This is a genomic window from Paenibacillus sp. FSL L8-0502, assembly GCF_038593055.1.
In the GTDB taxonomy this organism is placed as follows: domain Bacteria; phylum Bacillota; class Bacilli; order Paenibacillales; family Paenibacillaceae; genus Paenibacillus; species Paenibacillus polymyxa_D.
Window position 1 is genome coordinate 279,764 of the sequence record NZ_CP151958.1, and the last position, 17,657, is coordinate 297,420.

At 47.6% G+C, this 17,657-nt stretch carries 13 protein-coding genes; 2 read left to right on the top strand and 11 right to left on the bottom strand.

The features are described 5' to 3' along the window. Positions 1–52 precede the first annotated feature (52 nt). From NSQ57_RS01210 to NSQ57_RS01250, 9 genes are all read right to left on the bottom strand, one after another. Positions 53–2,311 carry a DEAD/DEAH box helicase gene (locus NSQ57_RS01210; protein WP_340884043.1) on the bottom strand — a complete coding sequence of 753 codons (2,259 nt, stop codon included), beginning with the start codon at positions 2,309–2,311 and terminating at the stop codon, positions 53–55. Then, complete coding sequence (locus NSQ57_RS01215) at positions 2,256–2,642, bottom strand: hypothetical protein (RefSeq protein ID WP_318628157.1); 387 nt, start codon at positions 2,640–2,642, stop codon at positions 2,256–2,258. Before NSQ57_RS01215 ends, NSQ57_RS01210 begins: the two co-directional genes overlap by 56 nt. Before the next feature lie 370 nt (positions 2,643–3,012). Then, positions 3,013–4,668: an SWIM zinc finger family protein gene (locus NSQ57_RS01220; RefSeq protein ID WP_340931178.1), complete on the bottom strand. Its 1,656-nt coding sequence runs from the start codon at positions 4,666–4,668 to the stop codon at positions 3,013–3,015. Between the two features lie 197 nt (positions 4,669–4,865). Next, positions 4,866–5,984, bottom strand: coding sequence for a GerAB/ArcD/ProY family transporter (locus tag NSQ57_RS01225; RefSeq protein ID WP_340931179.1), 1,119 nt, complete (start codon positions 5,982–5,984; stop codon positions 4,866–4,868). Continuing rightward, positions 5,984–7,138: a Ger(x)C family spore germination protein gene (locus tag NSQ57_RS01230; RefSeq protein ID WP_340931180.1), complete on the bottom strand. Its 1,155-nt coding sequence runs from the start codon at positions 7,136–7,138 to the stop codon at positions 5,984–5,986. Before NSQ57_RS01230 ends, NSQ57_RS01225 begins: the two co-directional genes overlap by 1 nt. A 4-nt stretch (positions 7,139–7,142) precedes the next feature. Further along, positions 7,143–8,621: a spore germination protein gene (locus tag NSQ57_RS01235; RefSeq protein WP_340884053.1), complete on the bottom strand. Its 1,479-nt coding sequence runs from the start codon at positions 8,619–8,621 to the stop codon at positions 7,143–7,145. 236 nt (positions 8,622–8,857) lie between these two features. After that, the gene (gene pgmB / locus NSQ57_RS01240; protein ID WP_025722091.1) at positions 8,858–9,523 is read right to left on the bottom strand and encodes a beta-phosphoglucomutase; all 666 of its coding nucleotides are present in this window, start codon (positions 9,521–9,523) and stop codon (positions 8,858–8,860) included. 25 nt (positions 9,524–9,548) lie between these two features. Then, entirely contained in the window at positions 9,549–11,831 is a 2,283-nt protein-coding gene (locus NSQ57_RS01245; protein ID WP_318628160.1) for a glycoside hydrolase family 65 protein, read from the bottom strand. A 154-nt stretch (positions 11,832–11,985) separates the two neighbouring features. Next, positions 11,986–12,993, bottom strand: coding sequence for a LacI family DNA-binding transcriptional regulator (locus NSQ57_RS01250; protein ID WP_069010150.1), 1,008 nt, complete (start codon positions 12,991–12,993; stop codon positions 11,986–11,988). 242 nt (positions 12,994–13,235) lie between these two features. On the opposite strand from NSQ57_RS01250, the gene NSQ57_RS01255 reads away from it, so the two are divergent. Together NSQ57_RS01255 and NSQ57_RS01260 are read left to right on the top strand one after the other, a co-directional pair. Further along, positions 13,236–14,900, top strand: coding sequence for a PTS transporter subunit IIBC (locus NSQ57_RS01255; protein WP_029516898.1), 1,665 nt, complete (start codon positions 13,236–13,238; stop codon positions 14,898–14,900). A gap of 5 nt (positions 14,901–14,905) precedes the next feature. Next, on the top strand, positions 14,906–15,727 hold the full coding sequence (locus NSQ57_RS01260; protein WP_340953785.1) for an endonuclease/exonuclease/phosphatase family protein: 822 nt from the start codon (positions 14,906–14,908) through the stop codon (positions 15,725–15,727). A gap of 21 nt (positions 15,728–15,748) precedes the next feature. Here the strand turns inward: NSQ57_RS01260 and NSQ57_RS01265 are convergent, their stop codons facing one another. Together NSQ57_RS01265 and NSQ57_RS01270 are read right to left on the bottom strand one after the other, a co-directional pair. Further along, on the bottom strand, positions 15,749–16,948 hold the full coding sequence (locus NSQ57_RS01265) for an MFS transporter (RefSeq protein WP_342425519.1): 1,200 nt from the start codon (positions 16,946–16,948) through the stop codon (positions 15,749–15,751). A gap of 205 nt (positions 16,949–17,153) precedes the next feature. After that, on the bottom strand, positions 17,154–17,651 hold the full coding sequence (locus NSQ57_RS01270; protein WP_029516896.1) for a DinB family protein: 498 nt from the start codon (positions 17,649–17,651) through the stop codon (positions 17,154–17,156). Positions 17,652–17,657: the final 6 nt, after the last annotated feature.

Genomic DNA, 17,657 nt, shown 5'->3' on the forward strand with positions numbered 1-17,657 from the left:
GCTATAAACTACTGCTTCTTAAAAATAGGTATATATTGAACTTGGGACATCATTATGCCCACTCGCGCCGTAGCGTAAAGAGGTCTTTTAACGCGTCTGTAGACAGCTCAGTAATCCAGCCTTCGGTACTGGTTATGATTTGGTCGCTAAGCTGCTGCTTGCTCTCCAGCATTTCATCAATGCGTTCCTCGAGCGTGCCGAGCGAGATAAATTTGTGCACCTGTACATCCTTCGTTTGTCCCATCCGATAGGCTCGGTCTGTGGCCTGATTTTCAACAGCCGGATTCCACCAGCGATCAAAGTGAAAGACGTGGTTGGCTGCCGTCAGATTCAGACCCACCCCCCCGGCTTTGAGCGACAAAATAAACACGGATGGCTGCTCGGCAGGGGGGAGCGTGTGAGATTGGAATTGATCAATCATTCGGTCACGCGCCGTTTTGGACGTGCTACCGTTCAGATAGAGCACAGGCTCTTGCAGCTCCTGAGCGAGTACCCGCTGGAGCATCTGCCCCATACCAATATACTGTGTAAAAATAAGGCAGCGCTCGCCCTCCTCCCGCAGTTCCTTGACCATAGCCAGAATGCGCTCTAGCTTGGATGAACGGCTAATGACCGTCTCAAGATCGGACGGACTATAACCGGAAGCCGCTGCATCCGGGAGTGCCTCCTTGGTTAAGAGGGCTGGGTGGTCGCAAAGCTGCTTCAACTGGGTAAGGGCGGATAAAATGGCTCCTTTCCGTTCAATCCCTTCCAGCTTCTGCATCCGTTCCATCAACTCTTTGACAATCTGGTCATAGAGCGCGCCCTGCTCAGAGGTCAGATGAATGTAGGTTTTCATCTCATTCTTGTCAGGCAAATCAAGCTGTATAGCAGGGTCCTTCTTCTTGCGCCGCAGCATGAAAGGCTGAACCAGCTTTTGCAAATCTAATGTGCGCTGCTCGTTATGTTCCTTCTCAATAGCATTCATAAAACGATTGCTAAAGGCGCGTGAGCTGCCCAGATAACCTGGATTGATAAAATCATAAATGGACCACAGCTCGGACAATCGATTTTCAATAGGTGTCCCGGTCAACGCAATCCGATGACGTGCAGGAAAGCTGCGCACGGCTGTGGATTGCTTGGTTTGCGCATTTTTAATGTTTTGCGCTTCATCCAGGCAGACCGAATCCCAGGTCATGCTTTGTAGCAGCTCTTGATCCAGGGTTGCCGTAGCAAAGGAGGTCAGGATGACATCAGCCTGCTCTACTTCTTCACGGAACAAGTCTCCCTGCTTCCGCCTGCTTCCATAGTGCAGCATCACCTTCAATGAAGGGGCGAAGCGGCTGAGTTCCTTCTGCCAGTTGCCCAGCACCGACGTCGGGCAAATCAGCAGCGAACTGGAGCGGACACCCGTCTCAGCGGCAATTTCCTGTAAGTGCAGTAGATAAGTAATAAACTGCACCGTTTTACCAAGTCCCATGTCATCGGCCAGACAGGCCCCCAGTCCAAAACGCCGTAAAAAGGCAAGCCATGCGTACCCGTCCCTCTGATACGTCCGCAGCTCGGCTTGCAGCCCGTCCGGCACGTCCAATGCAGGCCATTCTGACTGCCGTCCGAGCTGGCTGATCAGCTTCAGCAGATGGGCATTCAGCTCGACTTCCAGCCGGAAGCGTGCCGCATCCTCCGGCTGCTCACTCGAGGCGTCGCCTTCAGGATCGTCGGCGTTGCCGAGCAGGTGCAGCTGCAGGATGTCCTGAAAGGACAATCCCTGAGCGCTGTCGATCCCGGCCATAGCCCGGCGGATCTGCGCCAGCAGCGCGGGGTCGAGCGCGATCCATTGCCCGCGGAAGCGCACCAAGCGCTCGTTGCGAGCGACCAGCTCGGCGAATTCCGACTCGCTCAGATCGGCATCGCCAATGGCAACGCGCCAATCGAACTGGACAATCGAGTCCAGTCCGAACAGCGAGCTGCCCTTCGTGCGCTCTCCCGCCCCTTCGCCCGGGCGTACCTTGGCCCGCAGCTTCGGCTTCTTGCGGGTAGCTGCCTCCCACCAAGCCGGGAGCAGCACTTGCCAACCGCTTTCCAGCAGACGCTGGCTGTCGGTCGTCAGGAATTGCCACGCCGCTTCGTCGGAGAGCGGGCGATTCAGCACGTCATCACGGCTTCCGGCACGCTGCCCGGCAGGCAAAATCGAGGTCAAGCCTTCTAGCCACCCGGCTGAGCGCTCACGGACATGTGCTGTCCAGGCATCGGGCCATGAGCCGGATGCATACCCATCATCGGCGAGCTGTACAGACACCAGCAACGCCGGGTCTTGCTTGTCCTGCAACACAAGCTTGAGCTGCCAGGACGGCTCGTCGTCCTCCAGCTCTGGCTCCAGCAGTTGCAGAAGCGGCCGAAAGGGCGCGGTATCGGCTTTCCAGCCGATGGCGATGAGCCAGGCCCGCGCGTCTAGACCCGCCGCGGCTGGGCGGTTGGAGGCGAAGAGAATCGGATATTCTCTTCGCAAATCGGCGGCTTCCGCTTCGGTGCCGTACCAGCGTTGAAATACGGCAGCCGAGAACGCCGCTATCAGCCCATCCTGCTCGTCCTTCTCCAAGTTGCCTAGCAAAGCAAGCTCTGCCGGCTGGATGTTTTCCAGTGCTTCCGCATCCCATTCCCATTGCAGCTTCCCTGCCTGGAACGCCGTGAAGCTGGGCACATAGGCTTTCGCTTCAATACAGTGAGCAAGCGAAGGGATCAGCTGAAGCCATGGGGCATGGGCCTCGTCCCAGATCCATTCGATATGCTTTAGAAGCTCGCGCTCTGCCAGAAAAGGAATCACCTGCTCCGAAGGCAGCAGGATAATATCCGTGTCTTGAACATGTTGAATCTCCAGCTCGGTGCCATAAAACGAAGCCTCATGCCAAGCAAACAAACGCTGCTTCAGAATTTGGCCGGAAATGCTATAGTTCATGGAGGAATCGCCATAGATCAGCGCGTCTCCATAGGTAGTTAATTGGATATGCACGGTAATCGTTTCGGTATATTGACTCATGATAACAATTTCCCTTTCCGCAATTCCTCCTGTAGCGCCCGCAGGCGGCTATGACGGCTGGTGAAGGTCGTAAAGAACAGCTCCCAGCGTGATTCTTGCTTCATTTTCTTGTACAGCTTGAACAGCCGCTTTAATAGCTTGACTGCTGCTTTATAGCTGGATCTGTTTTTTTCTAGCACATAGCGTTCTACCGCTTGATGGTAAAAGGGGAGTAGTAACTCAGGCGCGTTCTTTTCAATGGGCTGTAACACGCTCACTCGAAAACTCAAAGGTTCACTGCGTATGCTTAGCTGATAGTCGATCCATGACCGCCATTTCTCGTGAGCAAGCAGTGCCTCTTCATACATTCCTCCGGCAAATGGAAGCATACCCACCAGCGTGTCCCACATGTCCTGCTCCGCTTCTGGAAGGTGCTGCAAAACCACATCCCAATCATGCATATAATCCTGTAAATGGTCATCCCGATGACTGTGAAGCAGGGGACCGATATGCCGCAGTCCGTCCTTGAGGCGTGCCCAATTCTCAGCTTTACGCAACGCCTGTAAGAACAAAAGCAATTGGTTGGAAGAGATTTTTAGTGGAAAAGCTCGTTCCGCTTCCTGAAGAAGTACCCAGGCTTCATTATCCTGCGATTGGAAAATATGCATCCAGCTGCGAGCCAACATCCACGGAAGCCTTGCTAAAGTAGTGCCGAGATCCTCCTCAGCCGCCTGCAAATGCTGTAATTCCTCCGTATATATGCTGGAGTCCTGTCTTACGGGATGCACCCAGTACAGCCAAAACTGATAATACGCGTCTGAAAAATAAGTACCGTTACGCGATTCTGTCAGCATTTTTCGGCGTAAATAGGCTAAGGTTTCTGCCATACGGGCTTCTTGCATCGGTTCATCGGTCAGCTCCAGTGGACTCTCAAAATCACGATCGATCGCTTCTTTAAGCTCATCGGCAGCAATTTGCGTGTAATACCCCATATAGGTATGAGAGGGATAGCCTGGCATGGAAGACTGAGGTACCAGCTTTTCCAGCACACGCAGATGAGCATGCAGTCCGTATAGCTGTTGCATACCAGGTGAAAGCGGTGGCTTCACAGCATAGATCGAGGCTAAAGCGCTTTGGACAAATTGGGAGTTTTGTGTGTTCACACGATTAAGGGCGATACACTGATCGAACAGATCATGCCACTCTGAAATGGGCATGTCCGGTATTTTACTTGCAGTTTTACTGAGGGCGTTTCTTGTTGTTTCCTTGTGATCCGGTGAAAGATTCGACCGGGAAGGATGTGTGTTACGCGTGTCAGCTTTTGTCGACAATCGAGTGAATCCCGCCGAATGAGCGTTCACTAAAGCATGCACAGAACGTTCCTGTTCATTCGCGTAATTCAGTAGTACGGCGATCATATGCTTGCAGTTGGCGTGGACAGGGCATGTACATCTGCTGGCAGCAAAAGCGCTCAAGTGGAGATCCACCTCGTATAGCTCGCTTCCATCCACGACAGCTGCAATATGATCGGCATCAGGCATTACGAATTCTTTTACCTTTCCTTGCTTAAAATATTGGAAACCTCGTTTGATCGTCACATCATTAAAATGGTCAGCCACGTTTTGAATAAGCTGTTGCCACTGTATATCATCCATAAGATAGGTTGGTTTCATATGCATTAGTCTCCTAAGAGAGAATAGTTAATCCGATGACTGCTTAACTCTTCCATTATATCAGTTCACGGATATAAATTGAGTGGAGGGAGCAGTTGGAAAATTTCGAAGTATAACCGCCAAGTGCAGTAAAAAGCCCTCTTACGCTGTGGCGTAAGAAGGCTTGAGTCTCATCAGCAAGAATGGGGAGGCATTCTCTATTGTTTCCCACCCGGATTCTCTGTTCGATGGAAGACCATAGAGATAACAAGAAGCACCAAGGGTACTACTGCGCATACAGCAATTCCAAAATAACCTATTATTTTATCGAAGTTGCCTATCTCAACAAAATTTTGGGGATACATGCTCAGGCAAAATAATATAATTAACGGGAGATAACAGATATACCCGTTCCACTTTTGGGTGAGCTGGCTGATCCCCGTTACAATATAGAAATAATAGTTTGAGGCGGTCATGAAAATTTTGATCGTCCACAAAATGATAAATAATATTTCAAATCGTTCCAGGAACGCGCCGGGGAATTCAATTTGCTGTGCAAAAGAAACGACTGGCCATTGCAGTCGGGAAACTTCCTCAACTGACATACAGCCGACGACCATCGTTACCATTAAAATATACAAACCCATTGCAATCGAGTAGCCGATTGACCCAGCCTTCCATGCTTTTTGGGGGTGGGTCATCACATTAGTTAATATAAGGATGGATTCAAAACCCATTGTAGAGAAAGGTATAACTTTAAGTGATTCAAAGATCGGACGCCATCCTTTATGGAAAACAGGGCGCAAATTATCAAGATTAAAATGGTTGACATTAAGAACGACCAACAATAAAAAAACAATAAGGGTTAAAGGGAAAAAAAGCTCGATCAATCGAACCATTGCATGGAGACCGCCCCAGGTCAAATACCCAATAAGCAGAAGAAACGGTAAGAGAATCATACTTATTGGGGTTCTCTCCAGTGCAAGACCTTTGAGGAATTCCGCCATCATTCTACATACAAAAGAGCAGATCATCGTGCAATGTACAATAAATGCAATATTGATGAGCAGGCCGATGAATTTACCCGCGATCACAGGATTGAGCTCATAGAACGTCTTCCCTGGAAATCTCCGGCACAGTTTAACATGGATAAAAATGACGCCTACCCCAAGCAGACTTGCCAGCAAAAGTCCCTGCCACACGTCGGGCGTTTGTGTCTTTTCCGCGATGGTTCTTGGCAAACTGACAATTCCCACAGCGTACACGGTCGAAGTGACTGTAAGTAAGGCTTGAATTGTGGAGATTTTTTCCTGTTTCATGGAAGGTATGTTGGACATTACTCTCCCTCTCCTTTTGTATAAGCACCTGTTCGTTCAATCTGTACTTCAGCCTGAACGTCGATTGGTATTTGACTGAATGTATCTTGCCAATTTTCCTTTACCCGATCCCAGTAAGCGGGATAGTTCACTTTTACTTTTGTTCCAAAACCGACTACATCTGATCTCATTTCTTTCTGAAGTGTGTTTAGCGATTGGGATAGGGTCTGTTTGATTTCATCTTGCGCCGCTTCTTTGGCGGTTCGGATGAATGATTCCTTCAGGAAGTCTTCAGAATTAACCGAATTTTCGTTTAATTTGACATCTGTTTTAATACGAACCGTGAATGAGAGATCCTGTCCATTGAGGTGGGGAATAAGTTTACTATGGGCATCCTCAACTTCAAAGACCATGTGTTGTTTCGTCTTTGGGTCCTCAGCTTTAATAATGGAACCCTTCGTTTTTCCCAGCATCCAGTTGATCCCGATAACATTCTCTTCGTCCAGCCAATAAGCAAATTTTTTCGTTTTGCCGCTGACCAGAGCTGCTCCTGAGAAGTGATTGCCGTCATTGCTTTCTAGGCATTGAATGAGGAAGTCAGCTCCTTGTGAGATATGTGTAGACATTTCCCCTAATGTTATTCTATAAGGTATTTTTGAATTGAAATCACTATTTTTAGCCAATGCTTCAAGGTCAATGGAAGGTATCTCTTTATGTTTGCCAATCTTATTGAGCGCTTCTTTCGCATTGCCTTTTACAATCATAACAAGTGATTTTCGACTCGGTTTATAGGAGCGAGTAAACGTATCTAACAATTGGTCGATTCTTGTTTTTTGTATAGCTTGTTCACTAATCAAAATCAAGCGAATAAAACTATATAAAGGAGCACGGGATACCTGCTTGGCCTGTTCCCTGGAAGCAGACTGGATTGAATCTTTGTCAAAGGTTGTTACGTTGCTATACATATTTTTTCTGGATTTCTGCGCTATTAAGTGCTGGTAGGTAAGTTCCAGCATATCCTGCTGATCCGTATCAATGGCGACGCCTTGAATAATACTCAAGTTATCGATCTCTCTGCTATCCCAACAACCGGTGAGGAGAACACATGCGATCCAGGCGGCGATGCATTTTTGTACCCATAGCGTTCGACGAAACAGAAAGATGTAAGAGAGCATAGGTTTACTTCCTTTTTCTGTTAGATTGTATTTCGTCCTGTGTCTTTAGCATCATAGGGCGCTTTTTGAGATATTTAAAAGGAACCCGAACCAAAGTATCTTGTTGATCTCTTAGCCGAATTGGGGCTAGGGGTGACATGTAAGGAACTCCAAAGCTTTTGATCTGGACCATGTGTACGCCTAAACAAATAAAGGCTAAAATCACTCCATACAGCCCATAAATCCCTGCGATCATCATAATGGGGAAACGAAGAAGCCGGATTCCAATACTGCCGCTGTACTGCGGGCTTGCAAAGGACGCAATGGCAGTAAGACCAACGACAATAATCAGAAAAGCACTTACGATCGCCGCCTCGACAGCGGCTTGTCCAATAACAAGACCGCCTACAATCCCGATGACTTGTCCTATGCCTTTAGGTAGCCGCAGACTTGCCTCGCGTAGTATTTCCAATGCTAACTCCATAATTAGAGCTTCCACAAAAACGGGAAAAGGAATTCCTTCCCTTGAGGCAACGATAGACATCACCAGCTCAGGCGGGATTAATCCGGGATGGAAAGAAATAAGTGCAACGTACAGCGAAGGCAGGAATGTTGCAATGAACAGAGCCATTAAACGAAGCATGCGGAAAAATGTTCCTAAAGGAAAACGCTCGTAATAATCCTCTGGGGATTGAGCCAGCATCCAGAAGGTCATGGGAGCAATCAGGACAAAAGGAGTGCCATCAAGCATAATGACAACTCTTCCGGACATTAAAGCATTTATAGCTTTATCCGAGCGTTCAGAGGCTTGAATCTGTGGGAACGGAGACCATGAATGTTCCTCAATCCATTGCTCAATAATCCCGGTATCGGAAGCATCGTCCACATCAATCGTTTCGACTCTTCGTTTAACTTCCTGAACTAGCTCCGGATTTGCGATATCTGATATGTACAGGATCGCTAACTTCCGTGAGGATCTCCTTCCTATGGTCATTTTATCTATTTTGAAACTTAGATCTTTGATATGCCGCCTTACCATTGCCAGGTTGCTTTGCAAATCTTCAATAAAACCTTCTCTCGGTCCTCTAACCAAAGTTTCAGTGCTTGGTTCATCGACACTTCGCGACGGAAACTGGCCCGTAGACGCAAAAAAGACTTCATCGGTTCCTTCGATCAGCAGACAGGTATTTCCCGATAACACTTCGTGTACACACGTCTCAAGGTCTGTCTCTTCTTCCATATCGATCGTAAATGCTGTCTGCTGTATCAGCTCCTCCTTTATTTTCTCGGGATTAACTTGGGAGTGACTTTCACGAATTCCAGTTAAAATGAGCGGCTTGACGATTTGTTCGTTAATGATGCTCGTATCCGCAATACCAGAGAGATAGATCATAATTACATGAATCCCCGTTTGACCCACATTCATTTTCTTGAAGACGACATCAGGAAGATGACCCAGGGTCTTTTGTAGATGGTCCAATTTCGCCTCGAGTGATCTTGCCATGACTCCTCCTCCTTCAAAAGTTATGCATGTAATATGTGTAAAATGGTAATAAATATTCATGGAATGGTAATCTAATGTGTTCAACGATAGAGGAGCTGAAGACGCGAGAGACAGAGGGAGTTTTTTGGGTATATGTAAACAAAAACGAACACCAGTGGTGTCCGTTTTTGGTCATACTTATGAGGCGAGGGTACTCTATCCTAGAGATAATGCCATATAAATTCCTCCGAGTGGAGTCACTTTTTGAACTCGTAAAAATGTGCCTCCAACATGCTCAGAGAAAGCTCGGCAGTCGTGGCTACCACGATATCTGCCCCTTGCATTTGTGAAGGTGTTCCTACACCGACCGCAAACATCCCGGCACCCTTGATCGCCTGTATGCCAGCCTGTGCATCCTCTATACCGATACAATCGGCAGGCTGAACGCCCAGATTTGCAGCTCCGGTGAGGAAAATTTCCGGGTCAGGCTTGCCATGCCGAATGGCGGTAACATCCACCACACTGTCAAAATAGTACGCTAGCTCCAGTCGCTCCAGGATAAACGCTGCATTTTTACTTGCAGAGGCCAGAGCGATGCCGATTCGGGCTTCACGAAGTTCTGTCAGAAGCGCTTTAATGCCTGGAAGAATGTCCGAGGGAGTTACAGCTGAGATGAGCCGCTGATACTCCGTATTTTTCCGTGTGGCTAGTTCTTGCTTGCCTTCTTCTGAAAACGTATCGGACAGGTTACCGCGCGCCAGTATTTTGTCGAGCGATTCCGTACGGCTGATTCCTTTTAACTGTTCATTGAATTCCCGATCAAAAGGGATGCTGAGCGCTGCCGCCAAGCTGCCCCATGCCTGAAAATGATATTCGGCGGTATCTGTAATGACTCCGTCCAAGTCGAAAATGACTGCCTTCATTTGCTTTCCCCCCTGTCTGCGCGATTTATGAAATGCTGTTTGTCATTAACGTCTGCCCACTGGTAATGTGCGTTGGCTGTCCATACAGCTCCAGCGTCAGCGGTTCTCCGTCCAACAGGGTTATGTTCACTTCATTTTCCTGTACGAGAATACTTAACAAGCGACCGCGATAGTTGATTTTAAACGTATACTTGTTCCAGTCTTGAGGCAGGAAGGGGGAGAAGCTTAATGTTTCATTATAGGTTCTCATCCCGGCAAATCCCTGTACAATCGCCAGCCAGCTTCCTGTCATGGAAGTGATATGAAGGCCGTCTTCGGTATCGTTATTATAGTTATCCAGATCCAGACGGGCCGTCCGCTTATACATCTCGACTGCTTTTTCCTCCATTTTGAGTTCGGCGGCCAGCACGGCGTGTATAGAAGGAGACAGACTGGATTCATGAACAGTCATGGGCTCGTAAAATGCAAAATTGCGCGCTTTTTCCTCCAGTGTGAACTGGTCTCCAAAGAAATACAGCCCTTGCAGCACATCTGCCTGCTTAATGAAGCATGAACGCAGGATTTTATCCCATGACCATTTCTGGTTTAGTGGAAGGTTGCTGGGATCAAGGGCGGATACAGGCTGCAAATCCTTATCCATAAAGGTATCGTGTTGTACGAAGACTTCCCGCTCCTCATCATAGGGATAATACATGTGAGTGACGATATCCTGCCAATGTGCAAGCTCATCAGCCGTAACTGCCAGGCGCTGCGCTTTCTCAGTCGAAATTTGAGGCAAGACCGATAATGTATATTTCAAAACCCATGCAGCCAGCGTGTTGGTATACCAGTTGTTATTGACGTTATTTTCGTATTCGTTTGGCCCGGTAACCCCGTGGATCATATACTGCTGCTGACTTTTGGAAAAATGAACCCGGTCGGCCCAGAAGCGGCTAATTTCGACCAGTACATCTACGCCGTAGTCATGCAGATAGGTCAAGTCACCCGTATAGTTGGTGTAATTGTAAATGGCATAGGCAATGGCACCGTTACGATGAATTTCCTCGAAGGTAATTTCCCATTCGTTATGGCATTCCACACCCGTAAAAGTGACCATAGGGTACAGTGCACCCCGAAGTCCTTGCTGGGTCGCGTTATGCTTGGCACCCTCAAGTTGTTGGTAGCGATACAGCAGCAGATTTCGGGTTACATCCGGGTCTGCGAGCGCCAGGTACATAGGTACGGCATATGCTTCTGTGTCCCAATAGGTGGCACCGCCATATTTTTCACCTGTAAAACCCTTGGGACCAATGTTCAGACGGGCATCTTCACCGTAGTACGTAGAGAACAGCTGGAAAATGTTAAAGCGTATTCCCTGTTGGGCCTCCGTATCGCCCTCTATTTCTACATCTGCTTTGTCCCAACGTCGGGCCCAAGCTGCGACATGCTCCTGTTTAAGAGAAGTGTAGCCTTTGTTCACAGCTTCTACGGCGATGCGTTCAGCTTGTGGAATCAGTGCGTCCTTTTCCATATCCCGTGAAGTGGTAACAGCCACAAATTTTTGCAGCTGGATACTGTCGCCCGGAGCGACGCTGTATTGATAGTGGCGAGCAGCATACAAAAAGCCCTCTTCCGTCGTCTGCTGATCCTGTCCCTCGGTCACAATACCCATGGTAGCGTTTACGGTAAAGCGCGGAATACCGAAGGGATTATCTATAGTTGTTGTGGACAGGCTGATGAATTGTTCCTGAACCTCTCGGGCCTCCTCCAGCCAAAAAACCTCATCATAGTTCGTGTCTTCATTCTTCGTATTGCCGTCCAAATAGGGGACAAGCTCTATAGTTAGAGGTTGCTCACTTATATTCGTTGCTTGGTAATCAATCAGGCATAGCTCACGAGTGGTGATGCTCAGAAAACGCTCCGTAGTGATACGAACCTGATCGTTCACGGTGCAGGTGCGGCGCAGGATCCCCTGTTTCATGTCCAACTCCTGCACGAAATCGCTGATGTGTGCCGTAAATAAGTCTACTTCCTCTTGGTTTACGATCAGATTGATGCCGATGAAGTTCATGGCATTGATGACCTTACCAAAATACTCAGGATAGCCGTTTTTCCACCAGCCGACCTTTGTTTTGTCGGGGAACCATACACCGGAGATATAAGTTCCCTGATGATGATCCCCTGAATACGTTTCTTCGAAATTGCCGCGCATGCCCATATAACCGTTGCCTATGGACGTTAAGCTTTCCTGTAATCGCATGTGTGTGCTATGTAGAGCGTGTGTTGTCAGCTTCCAACTATCTACGTCAAATAATCGGTTGTAAACCATGAGTGCGTACCCCTCTCGGAAAATGAGATCGTTGTTTTAACGAGACCAATATATGAGCGAGTTCAGTATATAGTGCAACCGTTTGCCCTGTCAACGCAAAAAAACTGATTTTATGGATATCCACAAAATCAGTTCTTGTCCATTTCTTAGAGATTCATAGTACCTGGCTGGATTTGCGCTCCACGATTCGGTGGGGCACAATGATGTGTTTGGTCAGTTCCTTGGGGTCCTCAATTTTTTCAATCAGGCTTTTGGCAGCCTGATAACCCAGAGTAAAGATATCAATATCCACGGATGTAAGAGGAGGATTCATCAGCTCAGCCAGCATTAGATTATTGAAGCTCACCATGGATAACTGCTCTGGCATGGACACGCCTAACTGGGCAAGCATTTTCTGTACGGCCATGGCTACAAGGTCGTCGCTAACGATCATCGCAGTAGGCGGCGGGGTAGCCTGCAATAACGCGCGCATGTCCTCCAGATTAAAGGGTTCTCTGACCACGTATTCCTTCGGTAGAGGCAAGCCAACCTCTCGTAGCGCATCTTGGTAGCCTCGGAGTCTTTCAAGATTCACGATGTGTTCCTGATCACCGCCAACATAAGCAATGCGCTGATGATTCAGCCCAGTCAAATAAGTGACCACATCCTTGGCAGCCTGGTAGTTGTCGTTGTCTACATGGGTGGTTTCGCTGACAAACTGTTGAGGCTTGCCGATTACGGTATAGGGAATTTTTTCTTTGTGAAGATACTCCACGATGCTATCCTTTTGCTTGGAGTACAGGACAATGTAGCCGTCAACGCGTCCGGTCCGGGTCATCAGCTTTACGCGGGATAGCAATTCATCATTCGTTTTGCCTGTGACAATCGACAGTGTATAGTTGTGCTCGTTCACCCATTCGCTGATCCCGCGAAGACTTTCCGGAAAGAAAGGATTTTGAAAGATCGCCACATCCGATTCAGGCATAATAATGCCTATCGACTGTGTGACTCGGTTAGCCAGACTCTGAGCTGAATAGTTGGGTTCATAGCCAAGCGCCTTCATTTCTTTACGGACACGTACCTTGGTAGCTTCGCTGATTTTGGGGCTATCTTGAATGACGCGGGATACGGTGGAAGTAGCAACATTAGCACGTTTTGCGACATCTTTGATGGTTACTGCCATCGTCTTCGTCTCCTTTTGCTATCTCAAGCAGGAAATATTATGTTCTATCATACGATATTGCTCGAAAATCAACAAATTCGCGGTTTTTTCGAGTGTTTCTATCATTATTAACCAAGATATTTACAATTAGGGTATTGCTAATAGAAAGCGATATCATTATAATAATTGTGCAACCGATTGCATAATATTTTTTGAGTACTACCCATGCTATACATACTATAAGGGATGGAGACTGAACGAGCATGAAAAAACTTCTATCATTTGATTTTTGGCAAAAGCTTGGGAAGGCACTGCTTGTGGTTGTTGCTGTTATGCCGGCGGCCGGGATTATGATTTCGCTTGGTAAAGTAGTGGCGATGTTGGCTGGCGATATTCATTTCTGGTTGACCGTCGGCGGGGTCATGGAGAATTTGGGTTGGGGTATTATCAATAACTTACACATTCTATTTGCGGTAGCGATAGGTGGTTCCTGGGCTAAGGAACGAGCGGGCGGGGCTTTTGCGGCTTTAATTGCCTTTGTTCTCATTAATATTTCAACAGGGACGATTTTGGGCGTATCATCGAAGATGTTAACCCAGGAGGGAGCAACCACCCATACACTCTTCGGTGCATCGATTCCGGTCAGTGGTTATTTCACCTCTGTCTTAGGAGCACCTGCACTCAACATGGGCGTGTTTGTCGGTATCATCTCCGGATTCGTCGGGGCGGTGGTATTTAACAAGTACTATAATTACCGCAAGCTGCCGGACGCTTTAGCCTTTTTTAACGGTAAACGTTTTGTTCCTTTTGTCGTGATTTTATGGTCTGTCATCGTAAGTTTGATCATGTCTGCCATCTGGCCATTTGTCCAGGGGGGGATTAATCAGTTCGGCATTTGGTTGGCGACTTCGGGAGAATCGGCTCCTTTTGTAGCACCATTTGTCTATGGTACACTGGAAAGACTGCTGATTCCTTTTGGACTTCATCATATGCTGACCGTCCCTATTAACTATACTCAACTTGGAGGCGTTTACACAACGCTTACAGGTTCCGGGGCAGGAAGTGTCGTTGCCGGGCAAGACCCGCTGTGGCTGGCTTGGGCAAGTGACCTGAGTGCGCTTCGTGGTACCGATCCGACAGCCTACAATAGCTTGTTGGAAGGCGTGACGCCTGCCCGCTTCAAGGTAGGACAAATGATTGGTGGGGCAGGTATCCTTATGGGACTAGCGGTGGCTATGTATCGCCGTGTAGACAAAGACAAACGCGGCAAGTACAAGTCGATGATCTTTTCGGCAGCCGCAGCTGTCTTTTTAACAGGGGTAACGGAGCCACTGGAATTCATGTTTATGTTCGTGGCGCCTGTGCTGTATGTGGTTTATGCTATTCTTACCGGTATTGCGTTCGGAATGGCCGACATCATACATTTGCGTTTACATTCATTTGGTATGATTGAACTGCTGACCCGAATGCCGTTGTCTATAAATGCGGGGTTGGTGCAGGATATTATTAACTTCGTGCTGACTTGCGTGGTGTTTGCGGTAGCAACCTACTTTATCGCTTATTTTATGATCGGTAAATTCCAAATGGCTACGCCGGGAAGACTGGGGAACTATACGGATGAGGAGCCCCAAGGGACTTCCGAGGCAGGGAGTACGAAGACAGAGGGTGTGGCAGCTACTTCCACTCAAAATCAACTGGCTACGGATATCATCAAGACACTTGGGGGTGAGCAGAACATTGTCGAGGTGGACGCTTGCATGACCCGTCTGCGTGTGACGGTTAAGGATACAGATGCCGTTGGGGACGAAAAAACGTGGAAAGCGCTGGGTGCCTTGGGCTTGATAAAAGTAGATAATGGGGTGCAGGCGGTTTACGGACCGAAGGCTGATGTGCTTAAATCAGATATACAAGACATACTCAACAGGTGATTACTTTGAAGTTGTTAACCTTAAATGCACATGCTTGGATGGAAGAAAACCAGCACGATAAGCTAAAGCAACTGGCTGCTTTTATTGATGAACAGCAGTTTGATGTCATTGCTTTACAGGAAGTGAACCAGTCCATGGAAGAGGCTCCTTTGTCAGCGGACGATTTGGGCACTTACCATAGCGCAGATCCTGAAGTTGTCATTAAGCGTGATAACTATGCTTATGTGCTGAACGGGCTATTGTCTGATAGCTATCATTGGACGTGGGCTCCCGCGCATGTTGGTTTTGCCAAATACGACGAGGGGTTGGCGATTCTGTCGAAAACACCGATTACAGCTACGGTGAACGAATATGTTTCCTCGCTACAGGATTATGACAACTACCGCTCACGTAAAATTGTCGGTATTCAAACTGTGGTGGACGGAGTGCAGGCCTGGTTTGTAAGTGGACATTTTAACTGGTGGAATGATGAAGAATCCTTCCGTGGACTATGGGATCGTACAACCAAAGTGCTAAATTCTTTTGCTCCGACTCCTGTGTTCATGATGGGTGATTTCAACAACGCGGCTGAAGTGCGCGGAGAAGGATATGACTATGTACTGCAATCCGGCTGGTCGGACACCTATCCGAATGCAGCAGTACGTGATGATGGCCACACGGTGATTAAAGCTATTGCTGGCTGGGAAAGTAATGCGGAGCCGCTCCGCATTGACTTTATCTTCTCCAATAAGGCTGCACAGGTACAATCCTCAACCGTTGTACTGAACGGGAAAACAGGACCAGTTGTATCGGATCATTTTGGGGTTGCAGTTGAGTTGGAGCTGTGAGAAAGAAAGGAGGCCACTTGCTTAAGCAATTGGCCTTTTTCTTATAGATTTCGACTTGAAACGAATAACATATTGGATAACCATAGCAATCAACACCAAAATCAAATTGTAGTAAAAGGGAGTGTTGATGCTAAATCGTTCCATGAGTGCCCCTGCGATGATCGGAGACACAATGGCCCCCAATTCGGACAAAGATACGACATTGCCAATAAATGAGCTTCTATTCTCCTCAGGAATAACGTCCCCTAGTTGTGAGTAAAAGGAATCCAGATAGCTGGCTCCTCCTACACCTCCGATGAACATCCCTAAGTATACGATCCACGGTTCTGTGAACCGAAGAAATAAGATGATTTCCACCATGATCAACAATAGACCGAGGATACAAAGCATTAGGCGATCCTTAAGTAGATCAGATATTTTGCCAATAAAGGGCGCTGAGATGAAGGTCGATATGCCGATAATTGTAAAAGCTAAGCTAATTTCTGCGGGGCTCCAATGGAGCTTGTAGGTTGCATATATGGAGAAGTATGTTAAAAATATAGCGAATGCACTCATTTCAAGAAAATGAACGGTAGAATAGACAAGTAACTGTTTCGTTAACATGGTTTTTCCTTTGGGTTCTAGATGGGGCGAATGCTGTTCTTGTGGCTTTAAGGGAGAACGGAGGAAGGTCATTCTTGAAACGGCAACGAAGGATATACATGAGAAAATAGCAACGAAATAAAACGGAATGGATAAAGAAAAGTAAGAAACAATAGCTCCACTCATAAGAGGCCCCAAAATCATACCGGCGCCTTCACTGCTGCCGATATATCCATTGAGCGTACCTCGATTCTCTAGGGTGCTCATATGGTTGATCGTGACTCTTACAAAGACGGTTAGCCCTATAGCTACCAAGCCCTGAAGGAGTCTCAGTATGGATAAAACGATGAAACTTGTTGCAATTGGAAACAGGAGCATACAAGCGATTTCAGCAATAAGCAAGCTCAACCCCAAGCATTTTGCGCCAATCTTTTCATAAATTCGTCCTGCCAAGCCTCCACCAAGAAATCTCCCCACATAAAACAGAGAAAATAAAATGCTCATGCCGAGTGTAGATATCCCGAATTGCTCTACATAAATAGCAAAGAGTGGAAGGATCATACTCCCACTCATGTTAGCAATAAGGCTGATCACGATCATACAGGCGATATTACGATTTAAATATAAGTGTCTCACCATAACCTCGAAACCTCTCTTTGATCTTGCATCATGGGAACCGTTATTCGGATTGCACTTGATTACGGATGAACGGCTTCAAGTCGAGTTAGCGGGTTCCCATATAGGCTACGCGAGCGAGTTCCTCGCGGTGCCTAAATCCCAATGCAATGATGGAGGTATGAAGCGGCGGATGGAAGGAATCTTGATTAGAGCGGTGGTGTTGCCTTTAAGCTGGAAAGCCACCTCCTGGTGGTGGCCAAGCTCCATAGATCCGGCGTAGCAGTACGATTTCACCCAAATGATATGAATTATGGGAGGCGATATTTCGCAATAGTCCCGCCTTTGTTTCCCCTGGGAAATGAGCCAGTGATTCATCCAGTTGCGCAGTTTCGGCAATTTGCACAGCCCGATCTACCCCCTGTAGAAATTCGTTAATGACAGCCTGCCATGCCCCTTCGCTTTGCGGTCCAGTTTCTTGGGGCCAGCTTTCCATGACATTGCCCGGAAGCTGGGGCTTCCGCCCTTCCAGATGCTCCAGCATAAATTGCTGCCAGTAAATCATATGCTTCAGCAGTTGATAAATGCTGTAGGGCATTTCTGCATTTTTCTTCCCTGCCAGTTCGATGTCAATGTCCGGCAAGGCGCGAGCGACTCGAATGTGTCCACGTTCCCCGACCAGTGATTTAACCAGCGCTTGACCGAATAATTGGTTGGCATCCGACATGTATAA

Coding starts and splice junctions, on each gene's coding strand:
- NSQ57_RS01230 (WP_340931180.1), bottom strand. CDS start 7,138: ATGCTCTCTTACATCTTTCTGTTTCGTCGAACGCTATGGGTACAAAAA.
- NSQ57_RS01235 (WP_340884053.1), bottom strand. CDS start 8,621: ATGGCAAGATCACTCGAGGCGAAATTGGACCATCTACAAAAGACCCTG.
- NSQ57_RS01225 (WP_340931179.1), bottom strand. CDS start 5,984: ATGTCCAACATACCTTCCATGAAACAGGAAAAAATCTCCACAATTCAA.
- NSQ57_RS01245 (WP_318628160.1), bottom strand. CDS start 11,831: ATGGTTTACAACCGATTATTTGACGTAGATAGTTGGAAGCTGACAACA.
- pgmB (WP_025722091.1), bottom strand. CDS start 9,523: ATGAAGGCAGTCATTTTCGACTTGGACGGAGTCATTACAGATACCGCC.
- NSQ57_RS01255 (WP_029516898.1), top strand. CDS start 13,236: ATGAAAAAACTTCTATCATTTGATTTTTGGCAAAAGCTTGGGAAGGCA.
- NSQ57_RS01215 (WP_318628157.1), bottom strand. CDS start 2,642: ATGGGAATGGGATGCGGAAGCACTGGAAAACATCCAGCCGGCAGAGCT.
- NSQ57_RS01270 (WP_029516896.1), bottom strand. CDS start 17,651: ATGTCGGATGCCAACCAATTATTCGGTCAAGCGCTGGTTAAATCACTG.
- NSQ57_RS01220 (WP_340931178.1), bottom strand. CDS start 4,668: ATGAAACCAACCTATCTTATGGATGATATACAGTGGCAACAGCTTATT.
- NSQ57_RS01265 (WP_342425519.1), bottom strand. CDS start 16,948: ATGGTGAGACACTTATATTTAAATCGTAATATCGCCTGTATGATCGTG.
- NSQ57_RS01250 (WP_069010150.1), bottom strand. CDS start 12,993: ATGGCAGTAACCATCAAAGATGTCGCAAAACGTGCTAATGTTGCTACT.